This is a genomic window from Sphingomonas antarctica, from assembly GCF_965137005.1.
GTDB lineage: Bacteria > Pseudomonadota > Alphaproteobacteria > Sphingomonadales > Sphingomonadaceae > Sphingomonas_O > Sphingomonas_O antarctica.
Genome location: NZ_CBCRXM010000004.1, coordinates 36,794 through 52,276, shown reverse-complemented (window position 1 = coordinate 52,276; position 15,483 = coordinate 36,794). Strand labels below are relative to the sequence as shown.

Genomic DNA, 15,483 nt, shown 5'->3' with positions numbered 1-15,483 from the left:
CCCTAAATTGAATATAGCCAAACCAAGGCCGCGCTTCCAGCCAAAATTCGATACCAGGCAAACGGTGCAAAACCATGCCGCGTCACGATCGCGAGGAAGCCCTTGATCACCGCCATCGCCACCACGAACGAAACGACGAAACCGATCGCGATCAGGCTCAGGTCATGCGCTTGGATTTCATGCCGATGCTTGAACATCTGCAACACCGTTGCTCCGACCAACGTCGGCAACGCGAGAAAAAAGCTGAACTCCGCCGCGGTCCGCCGGTCGATCCCCAGCGTCATCGCGCCCATAATCGTCGCGCCCGACCGGCTGACACCCGGAATGATCGCGAGGCATTGCATCAACCCGACCTTGATCGCCTCGCCCGTCGTCACATTGGCGACGCCATGCACCTCGCGCGGTTTGGCCAGCCGCTCGATAATGAGGATCGCTACCCCGCCGACGATCAGCGCCCAAGCGACGACCACCGCATTCTGCAACAGCGCATCGATATGATCCTTGACCGCGAGGCCAACGACCACGGCGGGCAGGAATGCGACGAGCACATTGCGCGTAAACGCCACGGCTTCGGGCCTGCGCTGGAGCAATCCGGTGCCAACGGTCAGGAACGTCCGCCAATACAGCACGACGATCGCCAGAATCGCCCCCGGCTGGATCGCGATGTTGAACACATTCCACCGCGCATCGTCATAGCCGAGCAACTTGCTGGCGAGGATTAGATGGCCCGTCGATGACACCGGCAGATATTCGGTAACCCCCTCGACAATGCCGAGGATGATCGCGGAAATCGTGTCGGACATCAGGCTGCCGCGTCGGCGGTAAAGCGCCCGTGGCGACGGTATTGCACCAACCACCCATCGGTGACCGCATCGAGCGGCGTCGGCGTTATGCCAAGTTCTTTGAGCCCCGGTCCGCGCGCAACACTCGGCACACCCAGCATCGTCCACTGGTCATGCGTGATCGGCGCGAACGGCAGCCAGCCCGTCGCCTTGGCCATCAGGCCGGTCAGTGCATCGGGCAGCGGCAGAAATGCCTTCCGACCGATCGCACCGGCGATACGCCGGTTCAGCCCATCCATCGTGATCTCTTCGGGCCCGCCGAGTTCGAACGTCTCGCCCCGGCCCTGACCACTTACCGCTGCGGCAACGGCCTGCGCCACGTCGCGCACGTAAACCGGCTGAAAGCGCGCCTCGGGCCGCACGATCGGCACCACCGGCAACAGTCCCTGCAGCCGCGCGAAGCGGTTCACGAAATCGTCCTCGGGCCCGAACACGATCGACGGACGCAGGATCGTCGCCTGTGGGAATGCAGCGCGCACCGCAGCCTCGCCTTCGCCCTTCGAAGCGGCATAATCGGACGCACTCGCCGGATCGGCACCGATCGCCGACACATGCACCAGCGTTTCTGCCCCAGCTTGCGCCGCCGCCTCGGCAACGTGCCGCGCGCCGTCGACATGAAACGCCTGGAAATTGCCCTTGAGGATCCCGACCAGATTGACGACGGCATCGCTGCCATCGACGGCGCGCGCGACGCTCCCCGCGTTGCGAATATCGCACGTCGCAAAACTCAACTGCCCCAACGCCGCCTGCGGCCGCACGAAGAACGCCGCTTTTGGCTCGCGCGCGGCAATGCGGATGCGCCACCCCGCCCTGGCAAGCTCGCGCGCAGCATAGCGGCCGATAAAGCCGCCGCCGCCGATGATCGTGACCAATTTGTCCATCGCCGCGCCTTGCCGTCCGCCACTGCGATTGACAAGCCGCGTCGCCCCCTCCTACAGGCCGCCCCCTACCCCGTGCCCAGATGGCGGAATTGGTAGACGCACCAGCTTCAGGTGCTGGCGGTCGCAAGGCCGTGGAGGTTCGAGTCCTCTTCTGGGCACCAAGTATCTTCAGCTAAGTTGTTGGATTTACGGCAGAAAATGCCGCCAGCGCTTGGCTGCTCCCCACAGTTGTTCCCTCATCGTGTATTTGATCGACCGTGCACAACGGTGACCAAGGGCGACGGCATTCGCCCCGACAGATAGCGGTTTCTTCATCGGTGCCATCGCATATCGCGCGCTGGAATACGCAACATGCGGCGGAGCAGTCTTGAACGCATTCACATCCATCACGCCGATGAAAGCCGCCGAGCTGGTCGAAGCGGCTGGTATCGACAACGCTCGCCAGATCATCGCGGACCATACAGCTGCCGGGCTGGTGCGCTCTTATGCCTTGGTCATCGAGACGATTGATCAACGAGGCACAAGCGAATGCACCCGTGGCGGCGCGGTGCCCGTCGAGCTTTGGCAACGGGTCGTTCGTGAAGGCGTGGCCGACGATGTCTGGTCGCGGGGCACTGTCAGGTTGCCAGGCGCTGAGCTGATCGGCGGCAATTCTGCGGCTGTCGTGACGGGCATTACCTTTAGCCCCAAGCATATCGACCGTTTGATCGCTCACCATGTAATTGCCACGAAAGCCACAGCCACCAAGCAGGGGCGAACACTGCCAACCGCACCAGTCGAAACTCACGACGATGTGGTCCCTGCCGAACCTCAGGCGCGCCGCGCGGCCGATCCTTCAGCCATCCCCGCTGGCGCTATGCTCGCAACGATCCAGCAGGCAATGGCAGCGCTGGGGTTGAGCAGGGGCACAATCAACAAACTACTGGACGAGGGTCGTCTCGTGCGGAGCGAAACGGGAATGCGGGCTGTGCGGATCGACGTAGCCAGCATCCGCACCTTCGCAGGCATAACACCCTAATTGCTCAATGGCCGTGGTCGCCACTTGCAAGATGCTGGCGGTTTGATTGGTGGTCGTGCATTGTGAAGTTGTGGCTGGCGTCAACCCAAACATCCTGATCTGGGCGAGAGAGACCGCTGGTCTCGATTTGGAATCTGCTGCCCGCAAGATAAGCCTGAATGCGGCGCGCGGTGTGAGCGGTGCAGATCGCTTAGCTGCGTTTGAGGCGGGGGAAGGGTCGCCGTCCTCTACCCTTCTCGCGCGTATGGCGCAGCAGTATCACCGACCATTACTGACGTTTTATCTGCCGGAACGACCAGAGCCAGCCGAACTGGGCCAAGACTTCAGGACGTTGCCTGATCAAGGCGACCCCTCGAACGTCTTGCTGGCTACGCTACTCCGTGACGTAAAGGCTCGACAATCGCTCGTTCGCGATACTTTGGAGGATGACGACGAGGCGGAGTCGGTCGCCCTTGTCGCGTCGCAGCAAGGTGTCACGGAAGCTGGTCCGCTGGCTGCCGCCTTGGCAGAGGCGATCGGCTTCGACCGCGCTGAATATCGAGCCCGTGCCTATGCCGACGACGCGTTCACTTATCTTCGCGGTCTAGTGGAAGCGAGGGGCGTGTTCGTGATTTTGGCCGGCGATTGTGGCCATTGGTCCACCGCGATTGAGGTCAACGTCTTTCGCGGCTTCGCCATCGCAGATCAGCTCGCGCCGTTCATTGTTATCAACGACCAAGACGCGAAGGCTGCCTGGTCGTTCACGCTTCTGCACGAATTAGCCCATCTTCTCTTGGGTGAGACCGGGGTAAGTGGTGGCGCTCCGCAAGCGGGTATCGAACAGTTATGCAACGATACCGCTGCCGCCGTATTGATTGCTCCAGCCGAAATCGCGAACCTAGTACTCACGGGCGATGCCGCGGACATCGCCGCGATTGATGCCTTGGCCAATCAAGCTCGAGTCAGCCGGTCGATGATCGCGTATCAGCTTCTTCGCGCGCGTCGTATTTCGGTCGCCCGCTGGGAAGGTTTGCGAGATCGATTCCGCGCCGAATGGATTGCGTTAAAAGCGCGGGAGCGAGAGCAAAATCGCGCGAAGGATGGCGGGCCGAACTGGTATATCGTTCGGCGCCACCGCCTAGGACAGGCTCTTTTGGCGGTTGCTCGCCAGGGTATTGCAGACGGATCGCTTACGCCCACCAGAGCCGCAAGAATGCTTGGCGTGAAGCCAATGGCCGTTTACCCGCTCCTCGCTGACATTCGTCGGGCCTACGCCTGATGCTTTATCTGTTGGACGCTAACACGCTGATTAACGCCCACCGCACGTGGTATGCACTCAATCGCGTGCCGGAGTTCTGGCGGTGGATCTTGCATCATGCCGAGGCTGGCACGGTGAAGATGCCGCCTGAGATATATGCTGAGGTTGAAGCCGGCACGGACGATCTAGCCGCCTGGGTAAAAGAAGCTGAGCACAAGAAGTTACTGCGCCTCGATGAGGACGCCGACCTGATAAAGGTTCAGACGGTCTTGGCTCAGTATGGCGCGGGCCTGACCGAAGCCGACATGATCACGATCGGCCAAGACCCGTTTCTGATCGCTGCGGCTTTGGGACACGCAGATCGACGTGTGGTCACTGCCGAAGTGTCCAGCGCTGGCAAGCAGGGAGCGAAGCGCAAGGTGCCTAACGTGTGCGACAGCTGCGGGGTGCCCTGGCAGTCGCCAATCGAGTTCATTAACGAACTCGACTTCACGACCGATTGGGACAAGCCATAACAGTGACCGGGCCGCTGAAGGGGGAAGTGTGACCGACGACTATTGGAAGCAATCGGCCAAGCTCGTGCGCTTAGCCGGTGGAATGGCGCTTGCTCCTGACCCGCCGATCTGGTCGGAACCAAGCCAAGTGGCGGACGGCAATTTGAGCGATATGTTGCGTAAGTGGGCCGACTTGCCCCCTTCGCATCAGCCCCATCACGGCATCGAGATAAATGGTGACATATTGACTGAACCCGCCATCAGAGGCTGGATCGACCAGCCTCGCGATTAGCTGACAAACATCGCCTCGACGATTGCCTGCATCAGCACGCCCCGCGGCACCGGCACGCTGACAGAAGTGTAGCCGACATTCTGCGCACGACGCTGGCCATAGAGTCCAATCCACAGACGCCCGTGCTGGCGCCATGCGCGTTGCAAAGGAACGATGGGCATCAGGAAGCACACCCCAGATGGTGCGTATGCGTAAGCGATGAAATCGCAGGCCAGCGGCTTCTGCACCCAGCCTGGTGAGCGACGCGCTTCGTCACTCCACTGTTCGAGCAGGATGTCCGGCCAATCCTGTGTGCGTATTTTCTCGTCCACGGTGTAAGTGCGACCACAAGCCAGCGTCAGGACCCGATCGACGCCCCCTCGCTGTGCCCACCCGTCGTCACGAACAGATATGGCGGACTTCAGCCGCGGGAACATTCGCTCGTAAAGCGGATACCACCAGTCGGCGTCGGCATACTGTTCAGAGAGGCGAAGGCTGTCTGTGAAGTTGTGAACCCGGCCACGCGTGACGACGCCCCGGCCTTTCGACCGAGGCGCTGAATTGGGAGCCGAGGCCGCTGATGGCGTCAACTTGACGCTTTCGCTCTAAGGCGCGTTGCCGTGACGGTGTCGCGTCATGCGGGCGTTCCCGGCCTGTCTACTCGACCGCGGGTTCCGAGGTGCACCTTACCGCTGTCCGCCGACCGAACGTGGATGCCGGCCCCAGCGCCGCTGCCGCACTGAAACGTGCTCAGCAGGTTGGTATGGCCAACATAGGGGCGACGGCCGGTTTCGGGATCTGGCTCGATTGCAAAGCATGGCAGCGTGAGCACGTCGCCCATCATCTGCTCGCGCTCGCCAGCTTCTTCGGCCCCACAATCCTCCTCGGCGTCGTGTGGCTGATCTTCGATCCCGCTTTCAGGGTCGTCGTCCTCGGCGTGGTCGTCGGCTTCTGTGTCTTCCAGGAAGCCCCTGCATGTGGTGTTGCCATGCTCGGCCCCGAATGGGGACAGCTTATGCCGCCCCCGCGTGTGCCATTCGGCGAAGGATTGATCACCCTTCCAATCGTCATCGGGTTCGTCGTCGCCGCCATCCTCGTTCTCTGCATCACCATCGAGCGTGTCGAGAAGATCGATCGCCACCGAGATGAAGCCTTCGACCTGTCGGCGGTCGAACCGCGCCAGGATGCGCGACACGGCGGGCATGGGCGGCACGGACGGCAGCGCCGTGATGGGGTTGGTCGCCATCACGCTTCCTCCATCCAGCTTCGGGGCAACCGCGCCATTCCCTGACCGTCGTGGTCCACCTCGCCTAACATGCGGTGGATGCCCAGCAGGTCGCTCGCCTTCACCGGAAACTGACGCGGCGGATTCAGCATCTCAACGATCATGAAGGGCACGGCGTTGACCCACAGCCCCGCATTGAACGGGAATGTGCATTCGTCGGGCAGCGCCATGACGACGCGCTTGACCATGCACTGATGCTCGCCATGTGGCACCTTCTCGGGCTTGAACCACAGACAGACATATTCACCGGTCTTGGGCTTGCCCTTCTTAGTGAAGGCCAGGGTGCAGCCGTCCATATATTCCGGTTCGAGGCAGCGCCCCTTGCACACCGAAGCATAATAATCGGGCATGTCGTCCAGCGTCTCAACGAGCGCGGGGACCGATGGGTTGGTGGGCTGGCTCGCCATGTTATGCCCTCCCCTGCGCGCGACGAAGGGCCGCAATTGCGCCGACATGAAATCGGACATTCCAGTCAAGCGCGTCGCCGAGTGCGATAAAGTGACTGAGGTTTTCGCTACAGGCGGCTGCGTTATCCGATCCGTCAGTCAGGCTGCCGTCGTGGGCCAGCGCGACCCAAAGTTTACGTTCGGCGGCGCGGGGTGTGGGAGCGAGGTCAGCGAGGATGTCGGCTTCCAGCCGGTCAATCGTCTTCCAACGCGCTGCATCGTCGCCGGTCTCACCGTCCCCGATCGGTGAAGTGTTGATCGCTTGAAACGTGGCCTTCCAAAGACTGAATGCCAGTTCGCCCTTGTCGGTAGGCGCGGCTGGATCGAGCGCAAATGCGACGCCACGAGACGTGATGATTTTCGTCGCCAATGCGAGCGACGGAGGCGTGGCGAGCGGTGTCGCGGCTGTGCTAACAGCGGTCATAGTCGTGTCCCTTCCTCAACGAGGGGTTTCGATCAGAGCCGGGGTGGAAGCTGGAACTTCCCCTCGGCTCGCTACTCTGGTATCACGGTTTTCATGCCAGATCAAGAAACCGTGCAACCACAAAAACGGCGGGGGCCGAAACCGACTGGCAAGGGCGCCCCGATACAGGTTCGATTGCTGGCCGATGTGCTTCAGCCATTGGATAAGTGGATCGGTGAACAACCTGACCCGAAACCGTCGCGCCCTGAAGCGATCCGCCGGCTGGTGCGAAAGGCATTGGGCTTGGGGTGAAGGTCGCGCCTCCACCCCTTGGCGTCAGCTAGCCGACAACGCCCGGTGTCGAAGCACGTGGCATGCTACACACAAGGCCATCATGAACCGCCAGTCGTATCGGTCATCATGTCCGCGGGGCAACTCATGGTGCGCCTCGCGTGCCTGATGGCAACAGCACCCCTGACAAAAGGGATGCGCGTCGAGGAACAGGCCATTCCTTTTTTGCCGTGCATTCGGTTTGGTCGTGCGGCGTTTCTGCCTCCAGGCTTTCGTATTGGACATGTCTTTTTCTCCTCTGCCAGGATTGGCAAAGGACCTGCTCAGGTCACGGTTGTTGGCGGCTCGGGGCCGTCCGCTCGGTCGGCCGGCGGAGCCGCTAACGCCGATCGGTCTGGTAAAGTCTCCAGCAACGCACCGCAGGTTGCGCCCAAGGATCACGAAGTGATACGATCCGAGCCGCTGAGCGGCGACCACGAGCGACAGCGAGCCTGACGGCGGCCGAGAGGTCCGGGCCTGCTGAAACGGAGTGGAAGCGACCGTTAACGATACGCGGCACCGCGTAACGTTAGCGGTATTGCGCCTGAGCTAACCTGACGGGGAACCCGTCAAGTTAGCGGTATTGCGCCTGCGAAATTCGGGCGTGAAAGCCCTGGATCAGGCGGTGACGCGTCGCCGTCCTCGATTTCCTTCCCGGATAAATCAGAAGGGGTCCGATTTTCCACGCCTTTGGCAGCATTTGTGCGGTCTTCGGGAATGAAACGCATTTATGCGAGAAAATCAGCGAGGCATTGTTGCGGGGTAAAACGCATTTATCGGAGAGAAACCCCGAGTGCGGCCAGCCCTTTGAGATTGCTTGATTTCTATGCTTTGACAGGAGGACGGCAACGCCGCCTCCTAGCGATCGAACGATCCCCCAATGCCCGACCAAGGCGCTCTGCGGGCGTCTGGCGCGTGTTTTCCCGGATTAATCGGAGAAGCTGCAAATCTCGGGCCGAAGACCCGATTGTGGGCCTGATAGAGAGTTCGGCGGTTTTGCGTCGAAAACGCTGCCTGAATCACCTCTGCGGGGTAAAACGTATTTATGGGGGAAATGGAATCGGCCCGTCCGGGAAACCGCGACTTCAGCTTCAGGCACGACGTTCTGCCAATCCTCCGACGAAAAGCGTTCGACCGTGGATTCTAGGTCGCTCACCTTTGATTGTGCCTCGTCGGCCTTATCCCGGACGTCGCTCAATTGGCTCTGTAGCTGTTCGACCTGAGATTGCAGTTCCGCGTTCTCATCCTTGAGCTCGGCGTAAGATGGCTGATTTGTGCAGCCAGACAACATAAGCGCCGCAATCGCGATATAGATTTTCATAAGCCCCCCTCATCGCGTTATGCGACAGGCGTTGCTGTGCGACAACCAGACCGGTGCCTGCTTTACAAAATGCGCCACGTTGGTGCACGAGCGTCTTGTGAGCGAGCGGATTGCAGCAATCATCCCTTGGCTGGCAGTCGCCTTAAGCGTCGCCTTCACGGTCTACGCATTCACGACAATGTCGCAGGAACGCTACGATCGCATGGAGGGTCCGTGGACAATATGCCTTGCGATCGGCGTGGCGACATGGGTGATCGTGCGAAAGTTGGATGAGCTGAAACGTTGAGGCGTGTCTGGCGCACATTCGTGGTGGCTGCACTACTCTACGTCGAAATCTATCCAGCCGATCCGTCAGCGATGGTTGTCGCCTTCGTTCGCTGCGAGACTTGTCGGCGGTAAAGTGAACGCGCTGGCCAGTCGCGATTGCAGGCTGAACACTTCATTGGCGATGGCGGGTTCCGCGCGAGCAATCTTGGTCAGACCCTGAATGGCCGTAAATCCTGCCTTTGGATTTGGCTTCTTGAGCGCTCCAGCGATCCAGCGCGCCACGGTTTGATTGGCCAGCAGTTTGCCGCCGCCGAACTGCAATGCCGATGCGACTACGGGCACAAAGGGATTGAGCCAACCAGAGCCCATCGTCGCCATAGCAGAAGTGGCAATGCTTGTTTTCGACACGTTGGCGAATTGCCCCGCCGCCTTCATGCCGTCCATCACGCGGGCAATGTCGTCCAAGTCCTTGGCATGTTGTCCTTGAAACAAGATCGATTTGGCGCGGGGCGACATGCCATTCCACTTTGTGGCGAACGTGGCAGGCGAAAAGACGTCGCCATCCTTGGTCTGCTTGCCTGCCGCTGCATCGCCTAGGTGGCCGATAATGGTCGCTCGCACGCTGTCGGCCTCGTCTGTCGGCATGGAGCGCAAAGTCTGCGCCAGCTTGATCGGTTGTCCGCCTTGAGCATTGCCGAGCCGCTGGATTGCCTCAAACGCTTTTTGCGGGTCCTTCTTGCCGTCACTGCCGAGGACATCGCTCAATACGTTGTCGATCCGCGACTGCCGACCGCGCCAGAACTGGTTGACCCGCCCAAACTGAGTTAGAGCGCGCGGACTGGTCGCGGCTGCGGTCGCTTCCATATCCCGCGATAGCGCGCCGTAGAGGTTGCGAAGGCCATCGATCGCTGCGCCATCGCTTGACAGGCCGGGTTGCCCGACAATTTGCCCGACGATGGTGCGAAGGCGGCGCATATCCTTCCACTCAAGCTCGCCGCCTTCGGCTTTACCGGTGCCTTTCGCGGGAACGGCAGGGGTTCCCTCGATGTCCACGCCGAATCCGGTGCCGCCTTTTTGCGCTGGCTTCCCAGGCTCCATAATTTCCTTTGGAGTGAGTGCGTCGAGGGTCGCTTTCAGGCGGGGGTTCTCGGTCCATATCTTGGACAACTCAGGGTTGCTTTCCATGCCCGTCGTCAAATAACGAAGCGCGGCACGGCTTTCGCCTAACTGAACTTTGGCCTTTGCGTCGATCGGCAACGCATCCTCAAGCGCCTGCCCCTTGGCTTCTGTAGTGGTCATCCACTCCCGCGCGCCCTTTTGTGCCGCCTGTCCTGCGCCCGTCTTGTCGGTGACATTATCCACACCGCCAGCAAGCCGCGCCGCAATCGCATCGCGTGCAGCTTTGGCTTGGCCGATCAGTTCGGTGGCACGGTCAGCAAGTGGAATGCCGCCCAACGTAATGCCCGCGACTGCCGTGGCGAAGCGGCTTTTGGTCGCGTTGGGCAAGTCCGCAGCCATGAACCCAATATCTTGACGATCGGCTGCGGCAACGAACTTTTGAGTTTCTTGTGTCAGTTGTTGCGCGGGCGTCATCGGTGCAGCGCGTGCTGCCAGAGCTCTTTCAGCCAGCTTCGGCGCAAGGGTCTCGCCTGCCTTGGCCAGAACTCCACCAGTGACAGCGCCAATAGTGCCTTCGACTAGCGCGCCCTTAGCCGCGTCACCCAAGGTATCGGCAGACCCCGCACCGTGGGCAACACCATAAGCCGTGTTCGTCGCAATCATGCGCTGGCCGACAGCCCTTGCAGCGATCGTGCGAGCTTCGGCCATGCTCGCGCCGCCACGAAGCGCCTCCGTCCCTGCCTTGATACCAACGCCTTCGAGGCCGGTCGGAATGGCGAGCCCTCCCACCAACTGACCGATCAACCGAGCGGTGCCGTGATTCTGCTCATCCGAGCCGATCGCTGCGTTGTTCTGATCGAGCATCGAATGATAGGCTTGGTCGAAGTCGCCGCCAGACATCGCAGCCTCGGTGCCAGCGATCAATGCGCCCATCTTTGGCATCGTTCCGACCGAGACGGTATCCATCACCCCGCGAGCCGTCGCTTCAGGCGCAGTCGTATCAACGGGCGTGACCGGTGCATAAGCTGGCGAAAAGTCCACCTGCCCGCCTTTGGCGATTGCCGCGTCACGATCATGCACGAACTTGGCCATCTTGGCCGGATCGACGCTAAACCCGAAGCCCTCGACCTTGGACAAAATGTCATGCACCGAACCGTTGCGGATTACCTGTCCATATTCCGCCTCTTGGTCGGGCGTCAGCGTCTTGCTTGGCGTGATGTCATTCGGGTCGTTTACGGATGTGCCCGATACGTCGGTGACGTGTGGATCGCCGATCGCTGAGTAAGGATCGTTTGCAGGCGGCGCAGCAGTTTGAGTGGCGGGCTCAGGCGCGACGGCTTGTGGCGCTTGCTCGTGCGACGGACGATTATACGCGCCGGACGCCGTCACTTCATCTTTGACAGCAACGATAGGCTCGCCAAACGCAGCATAAGGATCCTCAGCCATCTTAGCGCCTTTTCAGCACGCGGCCGTCGTTCGTCACGAACATCGAGCCGTGCGGCAATTTAGCTGCCTGCTGCGGTGACGTGACGACGGCGGGTAGTGATCCGTTCGTGCGGAAATATTCGAGCGCTGCCGCCTTTGCCCGCGTGGCTTTCCCCGGCGCGAACTTGTCGAGATCGAGGTCCTTGCCGGTGTTATCCTTGTAGGCTTGGATCAACGGCTGATACCTGCCGAACATTTAGTCCATGTCGGTTGCCAGCGCCGTCTGAATGCCGGTCTTGCCCTTGGATGGGTCATAGCTTGCCATGTGCTCTTCGACTTGGCCCTGGGTCGGAGCTTTGCCTTCCAGAAACTTGGGCAGTTCACTTGCGACGAATTTGCGGCCCTCATTGTATTTGATCAACCAAGGCGCGTTGGTCTGGCCAGCCCACCACGATGAGACCGAGTTTTGCATCGACGTGGAGTGATCGGGGAGTTCGTGCGCTGCTTGAGCGAGTTCATAGATGTGGTTGATGAGCGTCGCCGCGCTGAGCATCGAGGACCCCGGCCCCGGACTGCCTGGCGTGTATTGTTTGATCGTATCGGCGCGGCGCCTGAAAGCCTGTTCGTCATACGATGGGTCAATCTGCAGCACAGCCGCGCGCAAAGCCTGAGCCTGCGGTGAGCGCGCTGTCGCCGGGGGATATGCAAGGCGCGTGTCCAATACGGCCTGAGCCTGCCGTGCGAGCGATGGGTTGGTCTTCATCAGATCTTGCTGATACGCATCCCCGGACAGATCGGAGTTTCCGGGGACCGCCGACTTTGCCGCACTATCCCCAATGGCTTGCACACCGCCATCGGGCCGCACTTCCCACACTTTGTCCGCCGAGAGCCCGCGCGTCGTTGCCTCTTGGGGAGTGAGTTGGCGGATGCCGGGCTTGTCAGGCGTCAGGCGACGATAGCCGGGGATGCCGCCAGCGTCGGGGGCGGGTGCGCCCTGCTGCCCATATTGATCAGCGAACGCCGTTGCCGCGCTCATGCGGACGTTTCGGTCACGGCCCGAGGATCGCTCATAATGTTGGTCGATCAACGCGGCTGCCTGCGCTGGCGTCTTTGCCGCGAGGATCGCATCGCGCTTGGCCACAGTCATGCCCGCCGCTACGGGGTTGTTCATTTCCCATGCGACGAACTTTGCCTGATCTTCGGGTGAGGCATCGGTGACAGACTTGCCGATGATGCGCTGGAAAGTATCGGCCCGGTCCTTATGCCATTGCGCTATCCCACTGGCCGATCCGCCGTCACCCTGAGCGCCGTCATAGCCGCCTTCGACGTGGAAATTGCCCATGAAGCCAGCGACGACAGCGGGTGGCAGACCCGCATCCGTGAGCGTTGCCGCAACCGACGTAGCTTTGGGCGACATAAGCGCGCGGCCAGTGGGTTGCACGCCAGCAACAGGTTGACCGGTTGGACCGGTTGCCTCGTAAGGATTGCCAGCCGCGTCTTTGATGATGGGCGAACGCGCTACTTCTTTGCCATTGTGGAAGCGCACGGCCCCCGCTTCGAGGGTGTAGTCTGGACTGTCCACAAGCAGTCCCAGCGCCTTCGCCTTTGTCGGGTTTGATGCAGAAAAGGCGAGCGACGCGTTGCCCGACAAATCCTTCATGGCTTGCTTTTGAACCGCCGGATCGGTCGATGCGAGGTCGTCGCGAATTTGGGTCCAGTTGTCCGTGGCGTGGCCTGCGGCTCGGTCAGCGGTGATCAGACCATCAACCTGCTTCAGTGCCAGATCGACCCGACCGCTCTCGGCAGTGTTATGCAGCGTGTAGAGCTGCAGTTCATGGGATTCCCGCACAGGCGCATCCAACATGTCTGCCGCTGATTTGAATGCTTCGGCGTGCAGAGGGTGCTGGGCAAGGATCGCCGCGCGCGATTGCGCGGTCGGGTTTGCGAGATAGCCCTGAATGTCGGTTTGATACTGCTGGTCTTCGATTCGCTTTTGTTGAGCATCTGCCAACTGGGCTTGCCCCTCCCGAAGCCTCTGATTTCCCAGCTGCTTATTTTGGAAGTCGCGGTCGCCCTGCGCAAACGCCTGCCCCGCCAACCCGCCCGCATTTAGCAGGTTGCCGATCATGTCGTCATAAGCGCTCATCGGACCACAAGCCCGCCGATTGCGTCCGACGGATCGATCATCATCATGTTAAAAAGCACAGGCGGGATCATTCTCACTCCTCCGACCTAAAGATCGAATGAAGGTGATGCCCCGCTGGTCGGGCGATCCGCAGCTGTGCGCTAATTTCTACGCCTCTTCTGAGATTGGGGCAAGAACGAAGGTCCGCTATTGCCGACTAGGTTAGCCCCAGGCTTGTGAAGGCACCTGTCAATGAGCGCTGCTCGCATTGCTAAAAGCGGTCGAACATGATGAACTCAGTCTAGAAAACGCATTAAAATTCCAATTTGCCAACCCTGAGAGAGCGATGGTTAAATCTTCCCGTGAGCGAGTGTTGAAGCGCTTGGCGGCGCGAGGTTGCCCCGTGCAAATTTCCCAACAGGGACCGCTAGCAATGAAAGGTCGCGCCTTTCGATTTTTTAATTCCGCGTATCTTGCCTCCGTTAGGCGTGGCGACATTCGCATCGGCACACTGGATTCTTTTCGAGTCCAAGATGGTATTGACGATGGCCGTTCCGACGCATTTGAAGGCGTGGCTTCATGGTGTCAGGCCGAAGAAGTTACACTCGTGAAAGGCGATGAACTCCGCGATATTGTCCTTCATCAACATATTGATCCACGCGTAAGAAGCGCTGATTTTGACCAAAATTTCTCTTTAGTTATTAAGAAAGGCGGACGCCACATGGTGATGGTGAACGCCTATGTAATTTGCTTTTCTTTAAACTTGAGCGACGAATTATGCCGTAATATGTATTCAAAATTCGGCTATGACATGTACCTTGAAGTCGTGAATATGAGAAAATACCTCAGAGAGATAATGAGACAGTTCCCAGAAAATACGGAAATGGCTGCTGTGCCGATAAACTATGTTAATGAATTAGAAGATACACGTTTCGTCGTAGACCCGTTCATAAAAATAACCTCTTTTTCTTGGCAAGATGAGTTCCGAATTGTGATCAGTGGCAAATCAGCAACGCCAATTATTGTCGCTGTGCCGAGCACTCGAAGGCTAGTCCGCGTTCACAAAAATCCGTGGGCCCCTTCCACACCAGAGATTCTGATGAAGCTCGCAAGTGATGCGGCCTCCTGATTTGGTGAGGTTACTTGGTCCCTGTGCTTTGCACGCACCCGTATTTACCCGGGTCAACCGATGGGATCGCGACGAACTTCCTCGTCCGCCGCAGCATCATATGCCATCTCGAGTAACTCCTCGCCAACGTGTTCGTGAGTGGCATGGATCTGGGCGACAACGGACGCCTCAAGGCCAAGCCGGATAATGTCGGGCCACCACTCGTCAAGGTAGCCAACGGCCCATTTTGTCCAGTGGAGGGCAGCGCGACCATTGTGAGATAAACAACGCTTAGCCGAACAGATAAAGAACGACGGTGCCCAGGGCCTAACGCGCCGACGTCTGCAAGTGGTGGACAGCGGATATTCAGAAGCCAGAGGTTTGGGTCGCCTGCTGCACCACCAATCGCCAGCTCCCATCTCGTTTTACCAAGACGTCCGTGAACCGGAGATACATCTCGCCATAATGGCCAAATGCGGTACCGCCGAGATGGTCGACGCCCGTAACAACTGCCGTTTTGCCATAGGTCGTGATGTCCAGAGGACCATGATCGATAAACTTCGGCTTGATCTTGCCAGTGGCGAACACCGCGATATCCTCAGCACGAGACTTCACCTTGCCGTCCATGCTCTGGATCCGCGCCTCTGCAGCATAAAATTGCTCCAGAAATGCAATGTTGCCTGCGATCCTCGCCTTCCGCCAGTCGTCCTCCGCTCTTGTAATCTCTTGCCGGGTGGCATCCGAAGTCTGAGCAAATGCCGATGTGCTGCACATCAGGCTCGTTATCAGCACGCTCAGCAAAGCTAGATTCCGCATCGAATCGACCTCCGTGCCGCTGTCTACGGATTCGGCTGAATGTCGGCAACTGGGGCGTTTTCGGACTGGCCCCTTCTGGGTTCGGCCCCCGTCGA

18 protein-coding genes and 1 tRNA gene are annotated in these 15,483 nt (G+C 59.8%); 8 read left to right on the top strand and 11 right to left on the bottom strand.

Features of this window, described 5'->3' with window-relative positions:
* Positions 1-2 precede the first annotated feature (2 nt).
* Positions 3-803, bottom strand: coding sequence for an undecaprenyl-diphosphate phosphatase (locus tag ACM9ME_RS05630; protein ID WP_415642464.1), 801 nt, complete (start codon positions 801-803; stop codon positions 3-5).
* The gene (locus ACM9ME_RS05625) at positions 803-1,723 is read right to left on the bottom strand and encodes a complex I NDUFA9 subunit family protein (protein WP_415642463.1); all 921 of its coding nucleotides are present in this window, start codon (positions 1,721-1,723) and stop codon (positions 803-805) included. Before ACM9ME_RS05625 ends, ACM9ME_RS05630 begins: the two co-directional genes overlap by 1 nt.
* Positions 1,724-1,797: 74 nt before the next feature.
* On the opposite strand from ACM9ME_RS05625, the gene ACM9ME_RS05620 reads away from it, so the two are divergent.
* From ACM9ME_RS05620 to ACM9ME_RS05600, 5 genes are all read left to right on the top strand, one after another.
* Positions 1,798-1,884 (top strand) — tRNA-Leu (locus ACM9ME_RS05620).
* Between the two features lie 206 nt (positions 1,885-2,090).
* Positions 2,091-2,741, top strand: coding sequence for a hypothetical protein (locus ACM9ME_RS05615; protein ID WP_415642462.1), 651 nt, complete (start codon positions 2,091-2,093; stop codon positions 2,739-2,741).
* A gap of 49 nt (positions 2,742-2,790) precedes the next feature.
* Positions 2,791-3,999 carry an ImmA/IrrE family metallo-endopeptidase gene (locus ACM9ME_RS05610; RefSeq protein ID WP_415642693.1) on the top strand — a complete coding sequence of 403 codons (1,209 nt, stop codon included), beginning with the start codon at positions 2,791-2,793 and terminating at the stop codon, positions 3,997-3,999.
* Positions 3,999-4,493 carry a DUF4411 family protein gene (locus tag ACM9ME_RS05605; protein ID WP_415642461.1) on the top strand — a complete coding sequence of 165 codons (495 nt, stop codon included), beginning with the start codon at positions 3,999-4,001 and terminating at the stop codon, positions 4,491-4,493. Before ACM9ME_RS05610 ends, ACM9ME_RS05605 begins: the two co-directional genes overlap by 1 nt.
* 28 nt (positions 4,494-4,521) lie before the next feature.
* Complete coding sequence (locus tag ACM9ME_RS05600; RefSeq protein WP_415642460.1) at positions 4,522-4,764, top strand: hypothetical protein; 243 nt, start codon at positions 4,522-4,524, stop codon at positions 4,762-4,764.
* On the opposite strand, the gene ACM9ME_RS05595 is transcribed toward ACM9ME_RS05600, so the two are convergent.
* The 5 genes from ACM9ME_RS05595 to ACM9ME_RS05575 form a co-directional block, all read right to left on the bottom strand.
* Positions 4,761-5,075, bottom strand: coding sequence for a hypothetical protein (locus ACM9ME_RS05595; RefSeq protein WP_415642459.1), 315 nt, complete (start codon positions 5,073-5,075; stop codon positions 4,761-4,763). The genes ACM9ME_RS05600 and ACM9ME_RS05595 overlap by 4 nt on opposite strands.
* A gap of 302 nt (positions 5,076-5,377) precedes the next feature.
* The gene (locus ACM9ME_RS05590) at positions 5,378-5,992 is read right to left on the bottom strand and encodes a hypothetical protein (protein ID WP_415642458.1); all 615 of its coding nucleotides are present in this window, start codon (positions 5,990-5,992) and stop codon (positions 5,378-5,380) included.
* A complete protein-coding gene (locus ACM9ME_RS05585; RefSeq protein WP_415642457.1) occupies positions 5,989-6,435 on the bottom strand; it encodes a hypothetical protein in 447 nt (148 codons plus the stop codon). Before ACM9ME_RS05585 ends, ACM9ME_RS05590 begins: the two co-directional genes overlap by 4 nt.
* A 1-nt stretch (position 6,436) precedes the next feature.
* Positions 6,437-6,898, bottom strand: coding sequence for a hypothetical protein (locus ACM9ME_RS05580; RefSeq protein WP_415642456.1), 462 nt, complete (start codon positions 6,896-6,898; stop codon positions 6,437-6,439).
* Positions 6,899-8,135: 1,237 nt separating this feature from the next.
* Complete coding sequence (locus ACM9ME_RS05575; RefSeq protein WP_415642455.1) at positions 8,136-8,528, bottom strand: hypothetical protein; 393 nt, start codon at positions 8,526-8,528, stop codon at positions 8,136-8,138.
* A 31-nt stretch (positions 8,529-8,559) separates the two neighbouring features.
* Here ACM9ME_RS05575 and ACM9ME_RS05570 point away from each other — a divergent pair, with 31 nt between their 5' ends.
* Complete coding sequence (locus tag ACM9ME_RS05570; RefSeq protein WP_415642454.1) at positions 8,560-8,814, top strand: hypothetical protein; 255 nt, start codon at positions 8,560-8,562, stop codon at positions 8,812-8,814.
* 65 nt (positions 8,815-8,879) lie between these two features.
* On the opposite strand, the gene ACM9ME_RS05565 is transcribed toward ACM9ME_RS05570, so the two are convergent.
* Complete coding sequence (locus ACM9ME_RS05565; RefSeq protein ID WP_415642453.1) at positions 8,880-10,778, bottom strand: hypothetical protein; 1,899 nt, start codon at positions 10,776-10,778, stop codon at positions 8,880-8,882.
* A gap of 12 nt (positions 10,779-10,790) precedes the next feature.
* Between ACM9ME_RS05565 and ACM9ME_RS05560 the strand changes: the two genes are divergently transcribed.
* Positions 10,791-11,195 carry a hypothetical protein gene (locus ACM9ME_RS05560; protein WP_415642452.1) on the top strand — a complete coding sequence of 135 codons (405 nt, stop codon included), beginning with the start codon at positions 10,791-10,793 and terminating at the stop codon, positions 11,193-11,195.
* Between the two features lie 166 nt (positions 11,196-11,361).
* Here the strand turns inward: ACM9ME_RS05560 and ACM9ME_RS05555 are convergent, their stop codons facing one another.
* Positions 11,362-11,595 carry a hypothetical protein gene (locus tag ACM9ME_RS05555; protein ID WP_415642451.1) on the bottom strand — a complete coding sequence of 78 codons (234 nt, stop codon included), beginning with the start codon at positions 11,593-11,595 and terminating at the stop codon, positions 11,362-11,364.
* A complete protein-coding gene (locus ACM9ME_RS05550) occupies positions 11,596-13,485 on the bottom strand; it encodes a phage tail tip lysozyme (protein WP_415642450.1) in 1,890 nt (629 codons plus the stop codon).
* A gap of 247 nt (positions 13,486-13,732) precedes the next feature.
* Between ACM9ME_RS05550 and ACM9ME_RS05545 the strand changes: the two genes are divergently transcribed.
* Positions 13,733-14,593 (top strand): hypothetical protein, encoded by an 861-nt coding sequence (locus ACM9ME_RS05545; protein WP_415642449.1) that lies wholly within the window; start codon positions 13,733-13,735, stop codon positions 14,591-14,593.
* A gap of 345 nt (positions 14,594-14,938) precedes the next feature.
* Here ACM9ME_RS05545 and ACM9ME_RS05540 read toward each other — a convergent pair whose 3' ends face one another.
* Positions 14,939-15,364, bottom strand: a complete 426-nt coding sequence (locus ACM9ME_RS05540) for a nuclear transport factor 2 family protein (RefSeq protein WP_415642692.1) — start codon at positions 15,362-15,364, stop codon at positions 14,939-14,941.
* Between the last annotated feature and the right edge of the window lie 119 nt (positions 15,365-15,483).

Excerpts from the sequence above, each read along its gene's own strand:
- ACM9ME_RS05630 (WP_415642464.1), bottom strand. The coding sequence starts at position 803 with ATGTCCGACACGATTTCCGCGATCATCCTCGGCATTGTCGAGGGGGTT.
- ACM9ME_RS05625 (WP_415642463.1), bottom strand. The coding sequence starts at position 1,723 with ATGGACAAATTGGTCACGATCATCGGCGGCGGCGGCTTTATCGGCCGC.
- ACM9ME_RS05605 (WP_415642461.1), top strand. The coding sequence starts at position 3,999 with ATGCTTTATCTGTTGGACGCTAACACGCTGATTAACGCCCACCGCACG.
- ACM9ME_RS05585 (WP_415642457.1), bottom strand. The coding sequence starts at position 6,435 with ATGGCGAGCCAGCCCACCAACCCATCGGTCCCCGCGCTCGTTGAGACG.
- ACM9ME_RS05580 (WP_415642456.1), bottom strand. The coding sequence starts at position 6,898 with ATGACCGCTGTTAGCACAGCCGCGACACCGCTCGCCACGCCTCCGTCG.
- ACM9ME_RS05575 (WP_415642455.1), bottom strand. The coding sequence starts at position 8,528 with ATGAAAATCTATATCGCGATTGCGGCGCTTATGTTGTCTGGCTGCACA.
- ACM9ME_RS05565 (WP_415642453.1), bottom strand. The coding sequence starts at position 10,778 with ATGCTCGATCAGAACAACGCAGCGATCGGCTCGGATGAGCAGAATCAC.
- ACM9ME_RS05555 (WP_415642451.1), bottom strand. The coding sequence starts at position 11,595 with ATGTTCGGCAGGTATCAGCCGTTGATCCAAGCCTACAAGGATAACACC.
- ACM9ME_RS05550 (WP_415642450.1), bottom strand. The coding sequence starts at position 13,485 with ATGAGCGCTTATGACGACATGATCGGCAACCTGCTAAATGCGGGCGGG.